This window comes from Sediminibacillus dalangtanensis (genome assembly GCF_017792025.1).
Classification (GTDB): domain Bacteria; phylum Bacillota; class Bacilli; order Bacillales; family Amphibacillaceae; genus Sediminibacillus; species Sediminibacillus dalangtanensis.
In genome coordinates this window covers 2441517-2458713 of the sequence record NZ_CP046956.1, presented here as the reverse complement: position 1 = coordinate 2458713, position 17197 = coordinate 2441517, and the positions used below count along the sequence as shown (strand labels likewise).

The window sequence follows — 17197 nt, the reverse complement described above, 5'->3', positions numbered from 1 at the left end:
ATGGATATGAGCAAAAAAGTACTGGTAATAGGTGAAACACGTGATGGTGTCTTGAGAAATGTAACATTCGAAGCAATAGCGGCTGCTAAAACACTAAGCAACGGGGGAGAAATCACCGGCCTTATTTGTGGCGAATCTGGCTTGAATCCGCTGGCTGAAGAAATGATCCATTTTGGTGCCGATCGATCAATCGTAGTAGAACACCCAAAATTGAAAACGTATACATCTGAAGGATTTGCACAGGCTGTGGGCCGGGTTATTGAACAAGAAGAGCCCGATGCAATCGTGATGGGTCATACGGCAATAGGAAAAGATTTGACGCCTAAACTGGCTGCCCGATTTGAAACTGGTTTGATATCTGATGTGACAGAGTTAGAAGAAGGCGGGGACAACGTTGTCTTTACCAGGCCGATCTATTCTGGGAAAGCATTTGAAAAGAAAATCATTACGGATGGAATTCTGTTTGTGACAATCCGGCCTAACAATATTGCTGCGTTGGAGAAGGATACATCCCGTACCGGAGAGATTACGGCTATCGAAGTAGAAATTGGTGACTTGCGAACAGTTATTACCGATGTCATTAAGAAAACCGCTGACGGAGTTGATTTATCGGAGGCCAAAGTGATTGTTGCCGGCGGCAGAGGTGTGAAAAGTAAGGAAGGATTCGATCCCTTATATGAGTTGGCAGAAGTATTGGGAGGCGCAGTGGGCGCTTCAAGAGGTGCGTGCGACGCCGATTATTGCGATTACTCCCTGCAAATTGGCCAGACAGGAAAAGTGGTTACGCCAGATTTATATATTGCCTGCGGTATCTCGGGAGCGATTCAGCATCTGGCAGGAATGTCCAATTCGAAGGTGATTGTCGCCATCAATAAAGATCCTGAAGCAAACATTTTCAATATTGCTGATTACGGTATTGTAGGAGACTTGTTTGAAGTCATTCCTCAATTGATTGAAGAAATCAAACAGGTAAAAGTGAATGCTTGATAACAAAAAGGCGGCAGGGCTGTATGAATGCTTCTGCCGCCGCTTTTTTAAAAGATAAGAAAGTATAAATTTCAGAGATGTCTAGCTCCAGCGCCTATCCCCTCGAGGTCTCAAGCAAATCCTCTTTGTGGCAAAAGGCCGCCACTTCGAGGCTGTTCTTAAGCTTGTCGGAGGCCCAAACGATGTGGGTCATGCAGGCGTTGCCACAGGACGTGGCGGCTCTAGCCTGTACTCCTTTGAACAGGCGCTTGCGCTTTTGTCCCTGTATAGGAAATTATAAATTTAATTGTCTGTGGATAATTATTGGCTGAACCAGCCACGTCCAGCTCCAGCGCCTACCCCCTCGAGGTCTTAAGCCCACCCTCTATGTGGCAAAAAGCGCCACGCCGTGGCTGTTCTTAAGCTTGTCGGGGGTGAGCAAGGCGCTTGCGCTTTTGTCCTGCACTTGTTGACATAAGGTGAAATAGGATAAATCAAGAATATTGGAAATTAGAATATGGAATCGAAAAGGCAATCTTGGAAATGATACATTATAAGCAAACTATTAGCTTTAAAGGAAAAAATGATGCTATACTCTAAGACGAATCAATATTTATCCTGACAAAAATGTCTGCTATACTAATGAATCATATCCGAAATTGGATAATAATTAGTGATGCTTCCATTCATGGATGGAAAAAAGGACGCTAGAGGAGGAAATATAAATGGCAATTGTAACTGCGACCGATCAAAATTTTTCAACAGAAACAGGGGACGGTGTCGTACTGGCCGATTTTTGGGCACCTTGGTGTGGGCCATGTAAAATGATCGCTCCTGTATTGGAAGAAATTGATGATGAAATGAGCGACAAAGTAAAAATTGTCAAACTTGATGTTGATGAAAACCAGGAAACGGCTGGAAAGTTCGGAGTTATGAGCATTCCTACCCTTCTTTTGTTCAAAGACGGGGAAGTAGTGGATCAAGTAATCGGTTTCCAACCGAAAGAAGCGTTGGTAGATTTGATCAATAAGCACTCTTAAAAATGCAGCCAACTGTAGTTGTGCTGGATAAATGCTCAAACAGTCCCTTGTTGCCATGGTTGTGACAAGGGACTGTTTTATATTGATAGGAAAGTAGGAGTTCTGGCGTTATGTTGTCTAATTCCAGCGGCTAAGCTCACGAGGTCTGAACGATCCTCACAGAGGCAGAAAAACACCACCCCGAGATTTGATATAAGCATGCGCTTCAGAAAGTAGTAAATTTTGCATTGGGGAAAATCGACGTAGCAAAACTTTCCGAAATGAAGTAGAAGTGCAGTTATGGCTCTGTTGCCCGCCAGTCAGCGAGAGTCTTTTACGGGGTGAGCAGGTGCATCTGCATTTCATATGGGCATGAGACTCAATACCGCATATGGGGGAAAGAAACACATGAATGAACGAATAAAAGAGAAGCTTGCAGTACTGCCCGCTCAACCAGGCTGTTATCTGATGAAAGATAAGCAAGGGACCATTATCTATGTGGGAAAGTCGAAAGCATTGAAAAACCGGGTCCGGTCTTATTTTACCGGAGCGAATGATCAGAAAACGCAAAGACTTGTGCAGGAAATTGTCGAATTTGAGTATATTGTCACCTCTTCTGAAATTGAAGCCCTTATTCTTGAAATGAATTTGATTAAAAAATATGACCCTAAATATAACGTCCTGCTAAAAGACGATAAAACATATCCTTATTTGAAAATTACTGCGGAAGAGCATCCGCGGTTGATTGTGACGAGGAAAGTAAAAAAAGACAAGGGGAAATATTTCGGTCCGTACCCGAATGTAATCGCGGCCAGAGAAACAAAAAAGCTCCTGGACAGGCTGTATCCTCTTCGAAAATGCGACAAAATGCCGGACCGGGTTTGTTTATATTATCATATGAACCAGTGTCTTGGCCCTTGCCAATACCCAGTATCCCAAGAAACGAACAGGCAGATCGTACAAAGTATCAGTTCTTTTCTGGGCGGGGGACATAAGGAAATAAAAAAAGAGCTGAAAACAAAGATGTATAAAGCATCCGAGGACCTTGACTTTGAACGGGCCAAAGAGCTTCGCGATCAAATTCAGCACATTGATGCGGTGATGGAACAACAAAAAATGACGCTGAAAGATACTGTGGACAGAGATGTGTTCGGCTATTCCTATGATAAAGGTTGGATGTGCGTCCAGGTCTTCTTTGTGAGACAGGGTAAGTTGATTGAGCGGGATGTCTCGATTTTTCCGTTCTATGATGACCCCGCAGATACCTTTTTAAGTTACATCGGCAGGTTTTATCTCCATCAAAACCACCCGAAACCGAAGCAAGTACTGGTTCCTGCACCGACAGACAATGATCTCTTAAAAGAACTGCTTGAAATAGATGTGACGGTTCCTTACAGAGGCAGGAAAAAAGAACTGGTGGAACTGGCAGAAAAAAATGCGGAAATTGCATTGGAAGAAAAGTTCTCCATCATCGAAAAGGATGAGGAACGGACGATTCTTGCCGTCGAAAACTTAGGAGAAAAGCTTCATATTGAAACACCTCATCGAATCGAAGCTTTTGACAATTCGAATATCCAGGGAACCGATCCTGTCTCGGCGATGATTGTATTTATTGACGGAAAACCGGACAAGAAGCAGTATCGTAAGTATAAAATCCGCAGTGTGGAAGGTCCGGATGACTATGAAACGATGCGTGAAGTTGTAAGACGACGATACTCCAGGGTATTAAAAGAGGGGCTTCCACTTCCTGATTTGATTGTAATTGACGGAGGAAAAGGGCAGATGAAGGCTGCTTCCGATGTCTTGGAAAACGAGCTCGGTCTCGATATTCCTTTGTGCGGACTTGCAAAGGATGATAAGCACCGGACAAGCGAGTTGCTTTATGGCGTGCCTCCTGCCGTTGTGAATCTGGATAGGAACTCGAAAGAATTTTACCTGATTCAGCGCATACAGGATGAAGTTCACCGGTTTGCGATCACCTTCCATCGGCAGCTTCGGGGAAAGAGCGTGTTTAAGTCCGAACTTGATAACATCCCTGGAGTAGGCGGAAAACGGCGAAGATTACTGCTGAGGCATTTTAAATCGGTTACCGAAATAAAAAATGCCAGTCAAGATGACCTGGTCCGACTGGGACTGCCTGTTCCGACTGCGGATGCGATCCTGCAACATTTGCAGGGGAAAGAAAAAAATGGAGATGAATAAACGAAACCGGACCGGCATTCTTTCTTATTGATTGCCGTCCGGTTTTCGTCTGTTTGAAGAAAGAAATCGGTTTTGCGTTCAAACTTTCGCTTTTTGTAAATACCTGCCCTCCTCGAAAAGCTATGTTCCCTATATAGTAAGTCTTCGTTTGGTAATTTCCTCGAAGGAGAGATACACTGCCTTTCGCTTGGTAAAAATTTTTCATAAATGCGAAAGCATACAAAAGCAGGATTTTCTTTTGTTGCTTTTAGGAATTGATATCAACCGAAGGCAGAATACATAGACATCAGGATGGCTCCACTTCCGAAGTAACCAGAATAATCGTTCTTTGCTTCTGGCGACTAGAGAAAGAATCGGCGGTGACTCACTGCACACAGAAAACGGGCCTTTATTTCAAGGAGTCCTTTCCTAAGAAAAAGGGAGATCTCTGAAAGGGAGTTCCACAGCCTGTCTCTCGTTGAGGTTTGATGTTTGTGTGGAAGTAGCCTTTCGCTTTTAACATAGTCATTTCGTGTAGACAATACTGAATTGGACGCTATTGTTTTTTGGCTTGATTTCTTCAATCCCTTCACAGGGAAGTCCTTTGATTTGTTGAATAGACTCTGCAAGAAATCCGGCTTCCAAACGATATTCGACTTCCGGGAGGTGTGCTTGCTGACGAGCATTAATTTGTTCAGCAGTCAATTCCCAAATCATCTCCCGCCGCTTTTCTTTTATTAACTGCAAATTTCCCCAACCTAGTTTTTCGAAAAAATTTACTATATCCTCCATGCTGCCAACCTGCATCTTTCTTGCCAGGTTTTTACCCATAATATAAAGAATGGGCGGGGCATCTTTTCCAAGTAAGTCCGGCAGGCAAATGTACCGTAGTATATCATATCCGGCTCCGGATGTATGTAAAAAATCAAGGGTTGTTTCGTCAGTAAGCTCTCTGTTTTTCCCCATGTCATTCATTCCTTTCCTACCAAACTATTATTACCCGATTTTGTTATTCATGCAACCCGTACTAAAAAAAAACAGGCTACAACTCCTTACCCGCTGGAGGATTTTGTGAATCGTTTTCTTGACGCTCCACTAGGATAGAAGTACAATAAGTGTGTCACAAAAATGTGCATTTTTCGAGGGAATCTCACGTGTTTGTTTTTCCATTTTATTGGAAAGTAAAGCGCTTTACCAGGAAAGGTGCACGGATCATATCATAAGGAATTTTTGGTGAGGGGGGTACACATGGCGGAGAATCGCGATTTTTTCTATCGCAGACTACATTCACTTTTAGGGGTAATTCCAATCGGTGTGTTTTTGATACAGCATCTGCTGGTTAATCATTTTGCCGTGTATGGAAGAGAAAGTTTTGAACAGGCGGCCGGTTTTATTCACGACTTGCCTTTCAGGATTGTGCTCGAGTTTGTGGTGATTTACATTCCAATTCTGTTCCATGCAATTTTAGGTGTTTATATTGTTTTTACGGTCAAGTACAACAATAGGCGTTACAGCTTTTTCCGGAATATCATGTTCACACTGCAACGGGTTTCCGGTATCATCACGCTTATCTTTATCGCTTGGCACGTATGGGAAACACGGATTGCCATTGGCCTTGGGAACGCAGAACTTAATTACAGCTTAATGGAGAACATCCTGACACAGCCATTTATGTTCTGGTTCTATATCATTGGAGTGGTTTCGACTACATTTCATTTTGCGAATGGTCTATGGAGCTTCCTGGTTACATGGGGATTCACGATCACACCTCGTTCTCAAAGAGTGGCTACATACGCAACGCTGGTCGTTTTCCTTATTGTAACCTATATAGGTGTAAGAGCAATTTTTGCTTTTGCATACGGAGCATAAAAGTAAACAGAAAAGAAGAGTATTTAGTGAATATAGGGGAGTGAGCAAAAAATGAGTAATCTTAATGTCGTCGTCGTTGGTGGCGGTCTGGCCGGCTTAATGGCGACAATAAAGGCAGCAGAAGCAGGAGTTCACGTCGATTTGCTGTCCCTCGTACCGGTAAAACGTTCTCACTCTGTTTGTGCGCAAGGAGGTATTAACGGAGCAGTTAATACGAAAGGAGAAGGTGACTCTCCGTGGGAACACTTTGACGATACCGTTTACGGAGGAGATTTCCTTGCCAACCAGCCTCCTGTCAAAGCAATGTGCGATGCGGCGCCAAGCATCATCCATATGCTCGATCGGATGGGCGTAATGTTCAACAGAACACCGGAAGGGCTATTGGACTTTCGGCGTTTCGGCGGAACGCAGCATCATCGGACAGCATATGCCGGTGCTACAACCGGACAGCAGCTCCTTTATGCTTTGGATGAACAAGTCCGCCGCTTCGAAGTGGAAGGGTTGGTTACCAAATATGAAAATTGGGAATTTCTTTCTGCGGTTATCGATGAAGAAGGTGTTGGCCGCGGTATAGTGGCCCAGCATATTCAGAACCACGAAACCAAGGTGTATAAAGCAGATGCAGTGATTCTGGCAACCGGTGGTCCGGGAATCATTTTTGGAAAGTCAACCAACTCGGTCATCAATACCGGCTCGGCAGCTGGTGCGCTTTATCAGCAGGGTGCCATCTATGCAAACGGGGAATTCATTCAAATTCATCCGACAGCTATTCCCGGCGATGATAAACTCCGTTTGATGAGTGAGTCTGCCCGCGGAGAAGGCGGAAGGGTTTGGACTTATAAAGACGGGGAGCCATGGTATTTCCTTGAAGAAAAATATCCTGCATATGGGAATCTGGTTCCTCGTGATATCGCAACCAGGGAGATTTTCGATGTTTGCGTCAATCAAAAGCTTGGTATCAACGGGGAAAACATGGTTTATTTGGATCTTTCCCACAAAGACCCGAAAGAGCTGGATGTTAAATTGGGCGGAATTATCGAAATCTATGAAAAATTTGTCGGGGAAGATCCGCGCAAAGTGCCGATGAAAATCTTCCCTGCTGTCCACTATTCGATGGGCGGGCTTTGGGTTGATTACGATCAGATGACCAACATCCCGGGAATCTTTGCTGCCGGCGAGTGTGATTATTCTCAGCATGGCGGAAACCGCTTGGGAGCTAACTCTCTTCTCTCTTCTATTTTTGGCGGCATGGTTGCCGGTCCGAATGCCATTAAGTATATCGAGGGACTGGAGAAAACGACAGAAGATATCCCATCCTCTCTTTATGATGAAAAGCTGAAAGAGGAGCAGGAAACCTTTGAACAGTTGATGAGCATGAACGGAGAGGAAAATGCTTATCAGATTCATCGGGAGCTTGGAGAATGGATGACCGATAACGTTACCGTTGTGCGGGACAATGAAAAACTACTGAAAACAGATGAAAAAATCAAAGAATTGATGGAGCGTTGGGAGAATATCAATATCAATGATACTTCCCGTTGGAGCAATCAAGGCGTTATGTTCACCCGGCAATTGAAGAACATGCTGCAACTAGCCAGGGTCATTACCATCGGAGCCTACAATCGAAATGAAAGCCGTGGGGCCCACTATAAACCGGAATTTCCAGAGCGTAACGACGAAGAATGGTTGAAAACGACCAAGGCATCTTATGATGCGGTTAGCAATGAACCGGTTTTTGAATATGAAGACGTCGATGTGTCCTTGATAAAACCAAGAAAACGCGACTACAGTAAGAAAAAATAAAGGGGGGGCAAGTTAATCATGGCTGATAAAACGATAACTTTGATTATTACAAGACAGGACAGTCCAGACTCTTCTCCCTATGAGGAAACCTTTCAAGTACCTTACAGAGAGAATATGAATGTGATATCAGCATTGATGGAAATCCGCAGAAATCCTGTCAATGCCAATGGGGAAAATACTACTCCGGTTTTTTGGGAAATGAATTGCCTGGAGGAAGTTTGTGGAGCATGTTCGATGGTAATCAACGGACAAGCAAAACAATCTTGTGCCACACTTATCGACCAGCTCGAACAGCCTATCCGGCTGGAACCCATGTCTACTTTCCCTGTAGTCAGGGATTTGGCAGTAGACAGAAGCAGAATGTTTGATTCTCTTAAAAAAGTAAAGGCCTGGATTCCGATTGATGGAACGTATGACTTAGGACCAGGACCGCGTATGCCGGAAAAGAAACGGCAGTGGGCTTATGAATTGTCAAAATGTATGACATGCGGCGTTTGTTTGGAAGCTTGCCCGAACGTAAACAGTAATTCTGACTTTATCGGACCAGCTGCGTTATCTCAAGTACGTTTATTCAACGCGCATCCAACCGGCCAAATGAACAAAGGAGAACGTTTGGAAGCTTTAATGGAAGATGGGGGGATCCATGGATGTGGAAACTCTCAGAACTGTGTCCAGGTTTGCCCGAAAGGCATTCCATTGACGACTTCCATTGCGGCTATGAACAGAGATACCAATATACAAGCATTTAAAAACTTCTTTGGCAGTGACCATGTCTATTGATTAACAGGAAATTGCCAAGTTTAAACAGCCTTTACCCGTTTGGGTAAGGGCTTCTTTATCACCAATAATGGAATCATTTACCTTATTCAATGACAGTAGGAAGGCGGTCAAAAATGAAAGCGGTTAATTACATAGAAGATTTTGATACTTGGAAAGAATCCTTTGCGTTTTTCATTCCGATCAACGTCCGTTTTTCAGAGACGGATATGTTTGGCCATGTGAATAACGTTTCTCCATTTATTTACTTTGAAGAGGCGCGTATTGCCTTTTTAAAGGAAGTGGGTCTTTTCCGGATCGATGTGGAAAATCCTGAAACCATCCCGATCGTGGCGGACTTGCAGTGTGACTATCATCGGCAAATGTACTTCAATGACCAGATGAAATTATACGTCAAAGTGAACCATATCGGTAATACATCTATCGATATCCATTATTTAGGAGTAAATCAAAAAGAAGAAGTATGTATCACTGGAAGAGGAAGGCTTGTCCAGATAAACGTTCACACAGGCAAGCCTGCCCCATTCTCCGAAGAGGAGAAGAATCGTCTCATTGCCGGACCGTGACATCTTCCCTTATTCGTAAAATAATCGCATATTTACGCAAAACTAATTCACGGGTTATTCAACTTTCACATAAAATACATTGACTAAATAAACACCCTTCACCATGTGGCTTTAAAGACAGCAAGGAGGGGTTAACACTTGAATGATAGTGACTACAAGCCGAAGCAATTATTGACCAAACGTGAGAAAGAAGTATTTGAACTTCTAGTACAGGACAAAACAACAAAAGAAATAGCCCAAGAACTGTTTATATCACAAAAGACTGTTCGGAATCACATATCAAATGCTATGCAAAAATTAGGTGTCAAGGGGCGTTCACAAGCAGTCGTAGAGCTCCTTCGTATGGGGGAACTAAAGCTCTAGTAAGAAACCGACTTTCTTTAAGAAGGTCGGTTTTTTAAGTGTTTTATTTTAATGGGATGGCGATCCCTTTCCGGAGTTTATGCCTGCAACTGCAGCAACCATGATACAAGCAAGGAAAAAACGGGTATGTGTTAAGGCATAACTGTTGCAAAGGTTGCTGTATTTGTCGCTGCGGGAGGGGAATTTGTGTGATACAAGAGGTTGTTGAATCAGATAAAATCATTTTACTAACTTCACTATTGCTATTATTCAGTATTTTGATAACCAAGTTGTCAGATCGGTTCGGACTTCCATCACTCGTGTTGTTTATTCTAGCGGGAATGGTGGTTGGTTCCGATGGACTTGGGTTGTTATATTTTAATAACGTGCAAATAGCCGAAGCCATCGGCGTTTTTTCGCTTGTCGTCATTTTGTATGAGGGGGGAATTCAAACGCATTGGAGGACGATTAAGCCGGTCGTACTGCCTTCTATTTCGTTGGCAACGTTTGGTGTGCTGATTACAACTGCCATAGTAGGTCTCGGCGCCAAATGGGTATTTGGTTTCAGCTGGCTTGAAGCATTTTTGCTTGGTTCTCTCGTCGGTTCCACCGATGCTGCAGCAGTGTTTGCTGTTTTAAAGGATAAGAATATTAATGACAAAATAGAAGCGACCCTTGAAGGGGAGTCCGGTACGAATGACCCGATGGCTTTCTTTTTGACCATCTCCTTCATTGAATTGATCACAACGGATCGCTCGGGCGTATTGTCTCTGGTACTGCAATTCTTTTGGCAAATGGCGGGGGGATTGCTGCTCGGCCTTTTCATCGGAAAAATGGCAAGTGTTTCTCTAAACAAAATAAAGCTATCGTCTGGTGGCCTGTATCCCCTGTTTGGGTTGGCATTTGCCTTTTTTTCGTATAGCATTACATCCTTGGTGAATGCCAGTGGATTTTTGGCGGTATATGTAACTGCACTGGTAGTTGGAAACCTGGATTTATCGTTTCGGGAGTCGATTCACAAGTTCAATGAAGGTTTTAGCTGGATGGCGCAAATACTGATGTTCATCATTCTGGGCCTATTTGTGTTCCCTTCTCGGTTGTTTTCCGATTGGATTATTTTCCATGGCATTTTGTTGTCGGGGATTTTGATTTTAATCGCCCGGCCGATTGCGACTTGGATTTCGCTCGTGCCCTGGCGTTACAGCTTCAAAGAAAAGACTTTTTTATCATGGGCCGGCTTAAGGGGGGCTGTTCCTATTATATTGGCTTTATTCCCCATGCTTGCCGAGATGGAAAACAGCCAATTGTTTTTCAATGCCGTTTTCTTTATCGTGTTGACTTCGGCGCTCATTCAAGGTTCGACGATTCCTTATGCAGCAACAAAACTGGGTCTGATAAACCATCCCAAACCGCATGATCTGGAACAGCTCCAAGTTCTCACCCTTGGTCAAAAGGACCTTGACATAGTACAATATAAAGTTGAAAAACAGGATTGGGTAAATGGGAAAAAGCTCAAAGATACCAACCTTCCCAAAAATACATTGATCAACGCAGTAGTTCGCTGTGGTCAGGTGATCACTCCCGATGGAGATACAGTTATTCAGGAAGGAGATTCCCTATATATATTGGCTGGGCAACATTTGCATCGAGCAATAGCTGATGAATTAAAAGTTGGTTTCGTCCGAGAATAAGAAGTTCTTGCACTTTCAGGGATTTATTATTACATTTTATATAAGTGTCCTGCCGAAAGGGGGCTATCAGTTGCATAACACTTCAGAAGAAAAAACAATCGCAGAAATTGAAAAGAAATTACGGTATATAGCAGCAATTATTAAACAAAAAGGCAGAGAAATCTTGACCAATTACCCGATTACCGCTCCTCAGTTTGTCGCGTTACAATGGTTGGACGAAAGTGGGGACTTGACCATTGGCGAACTGTCCAATAAAATTAATCTGGCTTTCAGTACCACTACCGACTTAGTAGACAGGATGGAAAGAAATCAACTAGTCGAGAGACGAAAGGATTCTAAAGATCGACGGGTTGTACGCATCCATTTACTTGATAAAGGGAAAAGCATTATAAAAGAAGTAATTCGAAAACGCCAGGAATATTTGGGAGAGGTATTAGAAAATGTTGCGGATTTAGAGGTTGATACACTGGAACGAATTTTAAACCTGCTCCACGTACAGATGGAAAAAGTCAGTACAAAATAAGAAAAGGAGCGAGAATGGTGGATCAACCAATAGGTGTAATAGATTCCGGCGTCGGCGGGTTGACAGTTGCGCGGGAATTGATGCGTCAGCTGCCGAGGGAGGAATTGATATATTTAGGAGATACACTTCGATGTCCTTATGGACCGCGTCCAGAACGAGAAGTCGTTCAATTCACTAAAGAATTGGTGAATTTTTTAATGGGAAAAAGGATAAAAATGCTGGTCATTGCCTGCAATACAGCAACAGCCTTCACACTTGAGCTGTTGCAAAAAGAACTCCCCATCCCGGTTATCGGGGTTATTCAACCAGGAGCAAGGGCAGCAATAAAATCCACGGAAAATCTTCACATAGGTGTCATCGGAACGGAAGGAACTATTAAAAGCCAGGCATATCCTACTGCTCTGAAAAATATCAATGAGGAAATCCATATCAATGCCCTTGCTTGCCCTCGTTTTGTTCCAATAGTAGAACAGGGGATACTATCGGGAGAGGAAACGTACCGGATCGTTGCCGAAACCCTGATTCCTATGAAGGAGAGCAATCATATCGACACGCTGATATTGGGATGTACCCATTATCCTATTCTGAGGGAAGTGATACAGGAAGTTATCGGTGACAAAGTAACCATCATATCTTCTGGTGAAGAAACAGCCAGAGAAGTAAGCACCATCCTGCAATATCAAAACAAACTGTTTAATGGGGAACGAAGGCCGCAGCACAAGTTATACACAACCGGCAAACTCACAGTGTTTGAAAGCATCGCTAAGTCTTGGCTTGATCAGCCGGTAGCGGAAATAGCCAATGTATCACTCACTGTATGAAAAAAAGCTGGGACAAAAGCATAATGGCCAAAGCAAAAACCGAACGGATTCGAAAATCTAACCATTCGAATCCTTTTCGGTTTTTTATTTTAGATAATCCTCACATATTTTTTAGAAAAGTTACTGATAATCACTCCGACAGGTTACTTCGCTTTCCGTGGGTACGGCTTCTGCTAACTTGGTAGAGGGAACCGCTTTACCATTTGGGACCCTCAGCTCGCGCTATTTCCACAGGAGTCTGAGTACCTTCTTTTTTTATTGTATAGGAAATGATAAATTTAATTGGCTGTGGATAATTATTGGCTGAACCAGCCACGTCCAGTGCCTACCCCCTCGAGGTCTTAAGCCCACCCTCTGTGTGGCAAAAAGCGCCACGCCGAGGCTGTTCTTAAGCTTGTCGGAGGCCCAAACGATGTGGGTCATACAGGCGTTGCCATAGGAAGTGGCGGCTTTAGCCTGTACTCCTTTAAACAGGCGCTTGCGCTTTTGTCCTGGGTACATATGGTCAAGGGCCCCATTCTCCTGCTGGCTTCCTTCTAGGATTTCGGCTAATATCTTGAACTAAATTTTCAATGCTTGGTCTAATTTTTCTTACAAGCCGTATATATAGTAGTACAAACCATCGTAGGAGGGGAAAGCATGAGGAAGCGGGCATTGATCATTACTGTGGGCATCGTAAGTGCAGCCTTCGGGTTAACAGGTTGCGGGGTATTTCAGGGAGAGCAATCTTTGAAGGAAATGGATAATCCTCCAGAAGAAGCATCCCTTACAGATAACTTGGATGAGACGACAGAAGAAGATGGGCAACAAGCAGAAGGGGATAGCCAGGAAACGGAAGAGACGGGAACTGATACAGAAGAAGCGGAACCGACCACTGTGGAACGGCAATTGTATTTGCTTGATGCTAATGGAATGGTAGTACCGCAAACGTTGGAATTACCACAAATGGAATCGAAAGAGGTAGCGAAACAGGCGCTGGAATATTTGGTGAAAGACGGACCGGTCACAGAGCTGCTTCCAGATGGTTTTGAAGCAGTATTGCCGGCAGGAACAACAATCAACAGTCTGAATCTTAAGGACGGTACCCTTACAGTGGATGTATCAGAGGAATTTGCCGAATATCAGGCAGAAGATGAACAAAAAATCCTACAATCCATGACCTATACGTTGACCCAATTTGAAAACGTCGACAAGGTAAAATTGCAAATAAACGGGGAAGCCAAAGAGGAAATGCCAGTTAGTGGGACACCGATTGGCCAAGGCGTCTCCAGGGCGAATGGCATCAATATATACAATGGGGACAATGTAGATTTGCTGGATAGTAAAGCGGTGACGCTTTACTATCCAGCCCAGCAAGGTGAACAAGTTTACCATGTACCAGTCACCCAGCATGTTGAAACCAAAGACGCAGAGGATATGGCCTCCATCGTACAAGCTTTGGTTGAAGGTCCTTCCCTGGATTTGGATTTGTTGAATGTGTTCAATGCAGGTACGAGCCTGACGGCAGAACCGACAATTAAAGATGGCGTACTGACGCTTGATTTTAATGAAAAGATATTGGATAGTGTGGAGAACGCCTCTATTTCAGATCAAGTCATGGAAACATTGGTACTGACTTTAACTGATCAACCTGGAGTGGAGGCCGTGGACGTAAATGTAGCAGACGTGGAGGAAATCTATAATGAAGCAGGAACAGCTTATACAGAACCAGTGACGAAAAGCATGTTCGTGCCAACAGGGAATTTGTAAACCATGAATGGGAGCCGGGCTACTGGCTCCTTTTTCACGTAATCCGAATTAATAGTAGCATTCAAGTTTTACGTTTCTTGCAGTGATAATGGCGTCTCAGCCTTTCGTATCCAGAAGATAGAGTATGAACTTATATAAATTGGCAAAAATATGTTACGATAAATAAGTGATTAGAAGGAGGATTCTTACGATGAGAAACAACGATAGAAAAGTCAATCAATTAAGACCTATACATATGGAAGTCAATTATGTTAAGCATCCAGAAGGCTCGGTCCTTATAACAGTAGGAGACACGAAAGTGATCTGCAATGCAAGCATAGAAGACAGGGTGCCTCCTTTCATGCGAGGTTCAGGAAAAGGATGGATCACGGCAGAATATGCCATGCTGCCGCGGGCGACCGAGCAGCGCAATATCCGGGAATCCTCAAAAGGGAAAGTATCAGGAAGAACGATGGAAATCCAACGTTTAATCGGTCGTTCACTCCGCGCTGTCGTAGACCTGGATAAAATAGGGGAACGGACCGTCTGGGTTGACTGCGATGTAATCCAGGCAGATGGCGGCACCAGGACGGCCTCTATAACCGGTGCTTTTGTGGCAGTAGTCCTTGCATTCGGGAGCCTTGTAGAAAAAAAAGTTCTGAAACAGATGCCGGTAACTGACTTGCTGGGAGCTACATCTGTCGGGGTTCTTCCTGATGGAACAGAAATTTTGGATTTGCAGTACGAGGAAGATTCCCAGGCACACGTAGATATGAACATCGTCATGACTGGATCTGGTGAATTTGTGGAAATTCAAGGTACAGGAGAAGAGGCAACCTTTTCAATGGAACAACTGCAAACGATGCTCGGCCTTGCTAATGAAGGGTTGCAGGACATTTTCACCATTCAAAAACAAGCGCTTGGAAAATGGGCAGGTTTAATTGGTGAGCATGCGGATAACGAATAAGCTGTAGGGAGAGTCGTCATGGAGCAATTGATTATAGCAACAAAAAACAAAGGAAAAGTGAAAGATTTTCGGAATTTATTTTCAAAATACGGTATTACGATTAGATCACTGCTAGACTTGGACGAAAGTATTCCTGATATAGAAGAAACCGGTGAAACCTTTGAGGAAAATGCTGCCTTAAAGGCTGAAACCATTGCAGAAAGATTTTCCCTTCCGGTTTTGGCAGACGATTCAGGGTTGGAAGTGGATGCTTTGGAAGGCAGGCCGGGCATATTTTCAGCTCGTTATGCTGGTTTAGAAAAAAGCGATCAGGCTAATGTCGACAAACTTTTGGAAGAACTGAAAGGTGTCCCGAAAGAAGAACGTACGGCGAGGTTTGTTTGTGTATTGGCGGTTGCAAGACCGGGAAAAACGACTATTTTCAAAAGAGGAACGTGCGAGGGATGGATTGCCGAACGACCAATAGGAGAAAACGGGTTTGGTTATGACCCTGTTTTCTATCCTAACAGACTAACTAAAACGATGGCCGAACTGACTTCAGAAGAAAAAAATCAAATCAGTCACCGAAAGAACGCAATTGTGCAGCTAGATGAATGGCTGAAAGATCTTTAAAGGGAGAGAAGCTGTGATGCCGAAAGTTTTAATTATGAGCGACAGTCATGGATGGACAGAAGAAGTAGCTGTTATCCGTGATCGGCATAAAGAGGAAGTAGACCAGTTCATCCACTGCGGTGATTCTGAACTGGATGCAGATGCTCCTGAACTGGAGCAATTCATGAAAGTAGCCGGAAATTGTGATATGGATAGCCGTTTTCCTGATGAATCTCATTTTTCTGTTGGAAGCCTCCATTTTTATGTAGCCCATGGTCATCTGCATCAAGTGAAAAGCACGTTGATGCCCTTATCCTACCGTGCAGAGGAAGTTGGTGCGCAGGTGATATGCTTCGGTCATACTCATATAGCTGGGGCGGAGCGGGTTGATAACCAGTTGTTTATTAACCCGGGCAGCATCAGATTGCCTCGTGGCCGGAGTGAGCATACCTACGCTATTTTGAGTTGGGAAGATAAGGGAGAGATCACTGTCGAATTCAAGGATTGGAACGGGAAAACAATCGAAGAGATGATGTATAGAACATCATTGGACTAGAAGGTTGACTGTAAACAGCGACTGGAGAGGAAAGTCTGTTTACAGTCAAGCCCCTTCAACAAAGAGAAAAGTTTAGAAAGTAGTTGACAAGTTTGCTGATCATTACTATAATGAATCTTGTCCGTTAGAAACGATCATTCATTCCCATCAATTTTGCTGTAGCGCAAACCTGAAAGTGCTGAATGATAAGCTAGTTGTTATGCGGGTGTAGTTTAGTGGTAAAACCTCAGCCTTCCAAGCTGATGATGAGGGTTCGATTCCCTTCACCCGCTCCATACATAATTTTAATTTAGTAAAATATTATAAATACTACTTTCATGTCCCAGTAGCTCAGCAGGATAGAGCAACAGCCTTCTAAGCTGTGGGTCGGGAGTTCGAATCTCTCCTGGGACGCTTCATAACAAAACGCTAAATCCTCTGGCTGTCAAGGGATTCAGCGTTTTTTTGTTTAGGGATGGTGAGAGACATAGCGCCTTGTGGAGGCGGGATGAGATTTACATATAGTGTCTATTTGCTCAAATTTTTTAATTCTATTGTTCATGAATTAGAGCGTGTTTATCCATGCTTTTCTGGAGGAAGTTTTCACTTTATTCTTGAATGCCCCATGAAAAGAAAAGAAAGAAGCGGTAAAAAAATTATTGGGTTAACTGTCTTCTTTTTCGCTCGTCTTTCTATTTCCAACTCTAATCAGAATGGTTTTGTTCCGTTTGCAAGTATAGCTTATAAAGAGTTTGAGGCTTCGTTATCGTGTGAATTAGGTAGAATGAAAAGCAAGGCCTGTAACAGTTGGTGAAGTT

At 43.5% G+C, this 17197-nt stretch carries 17 protein-coding genes and 2 tRNA genes; 18 read left to right on the top strand and 1 reads right to left on the bottom strand.

What is annotated here, in order from left to right; all coding sequences use genetic code 11:
• Window positions 1-6 precede the first annotated feature (6 nt).
• The 3 genes from ERJ70_RS12405 to uvrC all read left to right on the top strand — a co-directional run bounded on the left by ERJ70_RS12405 (window position 7) and on the right by uvrC (window position 4187).
• On the top strand, window positions 7-987 hold the full coding sequence (locus ERJ70_RS12405) for an electron transfer flavoprotein subunit alpha/FixB family protein (RefSeq protein WP_209365164.1): 981 nt from the start codon (window positions 7-9) through the stop codon (window positions 985-987).
• A gap of 704 nt (window positions 988-1691) precedes the next feature.
• On the top strand, window positions 1692-2006 hold the full coding sequence (trxA, locus tag ERJ70_RS12400) for a thioredoxin (RefSeq protein WP_026771093.1): 315 nt from the start codon (window positions 1692-1694) through the stop codon (window positions 2004-2006).
• Window positions 2007-2393: 387 nt separating this feature from the next.
• Window positions 2394-4187 (top strand): excinuclease ABC subunit UvrC, encoded by a 1794-nt coding sequence (uvrC, locus tag ERJ70_RS12395; RefSeq protein ID WP_209365163.1) that lies wholly within the window; start codon window positions 2394-2396, stop codon window positions 4185-4187.
• Window positions 4188-4691: 504 nt separating this feature from the next.
• Here the strand turns inward: uvrC and ERJ70_RS12390 are convergent.
• Complete coding sequence (locus ERJ70_RS12390; RefSeq protein WP_209365162.1) at window positions 4692-5132, bottom strand: YslB family protein; 441 nt, start codon at window positions 5130-5132, stop codon at window positions 4692-4694.
• A gap of 282 nt (window positions 5133-5414) precedes the next feature.
• On the opposite strand from ERJ70_RS12390, the gene ERJ70_RS12385 reads away from it, so the two are divergent.
• The 15 genes from ERJ70_RS12385 to ERJ70_RS12315 all read left to right on the top strand — a co-directional run bounded on the left by ERJ70_RS12385 (window position 5415) and on the right by ERJ70_RS12315 (window position 17193).
• The gene (locus tag ERJ70_RS12385; RefSeq protein ID WP_074600844.1) at window positions 5415-6035 is read left to right on the top strand and encodes a succinate dehydrogenase cytochrome b558 subunit; all 621 of its coding nucleotides are present in this window, start codon (window positions 5415-5417) and stop codon (window positions 6033-6035) included.
• Window positions 6036-6086: 51 nt separating this feature from the next.
• Entirely contained in the window at window positions 6087-7838 is a 1752-nt protein-coding gene (gene sdhA / locus ERJ70_RS12380) for a succinate dehydrogenase flavoprotein subunit (RefSeq protein WP_209365161.1), read from the top strand.
• Between the two features lie 18 nt (window positions 7839-7856).
• Entirely contained in the window at window positions 7857-8618 is a 762-nt protein-coding gene (gene sdhB / locus ERJ70_RS12375) for a succinate dehydrogenase iron-sulfur subunit (RefSeq protein ID WP_209365160.1), read from the top strand.
• A gap of 113 nt (window positions 8619-8731) precedes the next feature.
• Window positions 8732-9181, top strand: coding sequence for an acyl-CoA thioesterase (locus tag ERJ70_RS12370; protein ID WP_209365159.1), 450 nt, complete (start codon window positions 8732-8734; stop codon window positions 9179-9181).
• 138 nt (window positions 9182-9319) lie between these two features.
• On the top strand, window positions 9320-9544 hold the full coding sequence (locus tag ERJ70_RS12365; RefSeq protein WP_026569771.1) for a helix-turn-helix domain-containing protein: 225 nt from the start codon (window positions 9320-9322) through the stop codon (window positions 9542-9544).
• Between the two features lie 188 nt (window positions 9545-9732).
• Window positions 9733-11214, top strand: a complete 1482-nt coding sequence (locus tag ERJ70_RS12360; RefSeq protein WP_209365158.1) for a potassium/proton antiporter — start codon at window positions 9733-9735, stop codon at window positions 11212-11214.
• A 70-nt stretch (window positions 11215-11284) separates the two neighbouring features.
• Window positions 11285-11737 carry a MarR family winged helix-turn-helix transcriptional regulator gene (locus tag ERJ70_RS12355; protein WP_209365157.1) on the top strand — a complete coding sequence of 151 codons (453 nt, stop codon included), beginning with the start codon at window positions 11285-11287 and terminating at the stop codon, window positions 11735-11737.
• A gap of 17 nt (window positions 11738-11754) precedes the next feature.
• Complete coding sequence (racE, locus tag ERJ70_RS12350; protein ID WP_309507461.1) at window positions 11755-12558, top strand: glutamate racemase; 804 nt, start codon at window positions 11755-11757, stop codon at window positions 12556-12558.
• 639 nt (window positions 12559-13197) lie between these two features.
• Window positions 13198-14307, top strand: a complete 1110-nt coding sequence (locus ERJ70_RS12345; protein ID WP_209365155.1) for a GerMN domain-containing protein — start codon at window positions 13198-13200, stop codon at window positions 14305-14307.
• A 190-nt stretch (window positions 14308-14497) separates the two neighbouring features.
• A complete protein-coding gene (rph, locus tag ERJ70_RS12340; RefSeq protein ID WP_209365154.1) occupies window positions 14498-15253 on the top strand; it encodes a ribonuclease PH in 756 nt (251 codons plus the stop codon).
• An 18-nt stretch (window positions 15254-15271) separates the two neighbouring features.
• Window positions 15272-15865, top strand: coding sequence for an XTP/dITP diphosphatase (locus ERJ70_RS12335; RefSeq protein WP_209365153.1), 594 nt, complete (start codon window positions 15272-15274; stop codon window positions 15863-15865).
• Window positions 15866-15881: 16 nt separating this feature from the next.
• The gene (locus tag ERJ70_RS12330; protein ID WP_209365152.1) at window positions 15882-16400 is read left to right on the top strand and encodes a metallophosphoesterase family protein; all 519 of its coding nucleotides are present in this window, start codon (window positions 15882-15884) and stop codon (window positions 16398-16400) included.
• Between the two features lie 201 nt (window positions 16401-16601).
• Window positions 16602-16675 (top strand) — tRNA-Gly (locus ERJ70_RS12325).
• A 44-nt stretch (window positions 16676-16719) separates the two neighbouring features.
• Window positions 16720-16793, top strand: a tRNA-Arg gene (locus ERJ70_RS12320).
• A gap of 94 nt (window positions 16794-16887) precedes the next feature.
• The gene (locus tag ERJ70_RS12315; protein ID WP_209365151.1) at window positions 16888-17193 is read left to right on the top strand and encodes a hypothetical protein; all 306 of its coding nucleotides are present in this window, start codon (window positions 16888-16890) and stop codon (window positions 17191-17193) included.
• Window positions 17194-17197 lie beyond the last annotated feature (4 nt).

Bases quoted from the DNA above. Each gene is read 5' to 3' on its own strand.
- ERJ70_RS12405 (WP_209365164.1), top strand. From the start codon at position 7: ATGAGCAAAAAAGTACTGGTAATAGGTGAAACACGTGATGGTGTCTTG.
- trxA (WP_026771093.1), top strand. From the start codon at position 1,692: ATGGCAATTGTAACTGCGACCGATCAAAATTTTTCAACAGAAACAGGG.
- uvrC (WP_209365163.1), top strand. From the start codon at position 2,394: ATGAATGAACGAATAAAAGAGAAGCTTGCAGTACTGCCCGCTCAACCA.
- ERJ70_RS12390 (WP_209365162.1), bottom strand. From the start codon at position 5,132: ATGGGGAAAAACAGAGAGCTTACTGACGAAACAACCCTTGATTTTTTA.
- ERJ70_RS12385 (WP_074600844.1), top strand. From the start codon at position 5,415: ATGGCGGAGAATCGCGATTTTTTCTATCGCAGACTACATTCACTTTTA.
- sdhA (WP_209365161.1), top strand. From the start codon at position 6,087: ATGAGTAATCTTAATGTCGTCGTCGTTGGTGGCGGTCTGGCCGGCTTA.
- sdhB (WP_209365160.1), top strand. From the start codon at position 7,857: ATGGCTGATAAAACGATAACTTTGATTATTACAAGACAGGACAGTCCA.
- ERJ70_RS12370 (WP_209365159.1), top strand. From the start codon at position 8,732: ATGAAAGCGGTTAATTACATAGAAGATTTTGATACTTGGAAAGAATCC.
- ERJ70_RS12345 (WP_209365155.1), top strand. From the start codon at position 13,198: ATGAGGAAGCGGGCATTGATCATTACTGTGGGCATCGTAAGTGCAGCC.
- rph (WP_209365154.1), top strand. From the start codon at position 14,498: ATGAGAAACAACGATAGAAAAGTCAATCAATTAAGACCTATACATATG.
- ERJ70_RS12335 (WP_209365153.1), top strand. From the start codon at position 15,272: ATGGAGCAATTGATTATAGCAACAAAAAACAAAGGAAAAGTGAAAGAT.
- ERJ70_RS12330 (WP_209365152.1), top strand. From the start codon at position 15,882: ATGCCGAAAGTTTTAATTATGAGCGACAGTCATGGATGGACAGAAGAA.
- ERJ70_RS12315 (WP_209365151.1), top strand. From the start codon at position 16,888: ATGAGATTTACATATAGTGTCTATTTGCTCAAATTTTTTAATTCTATT.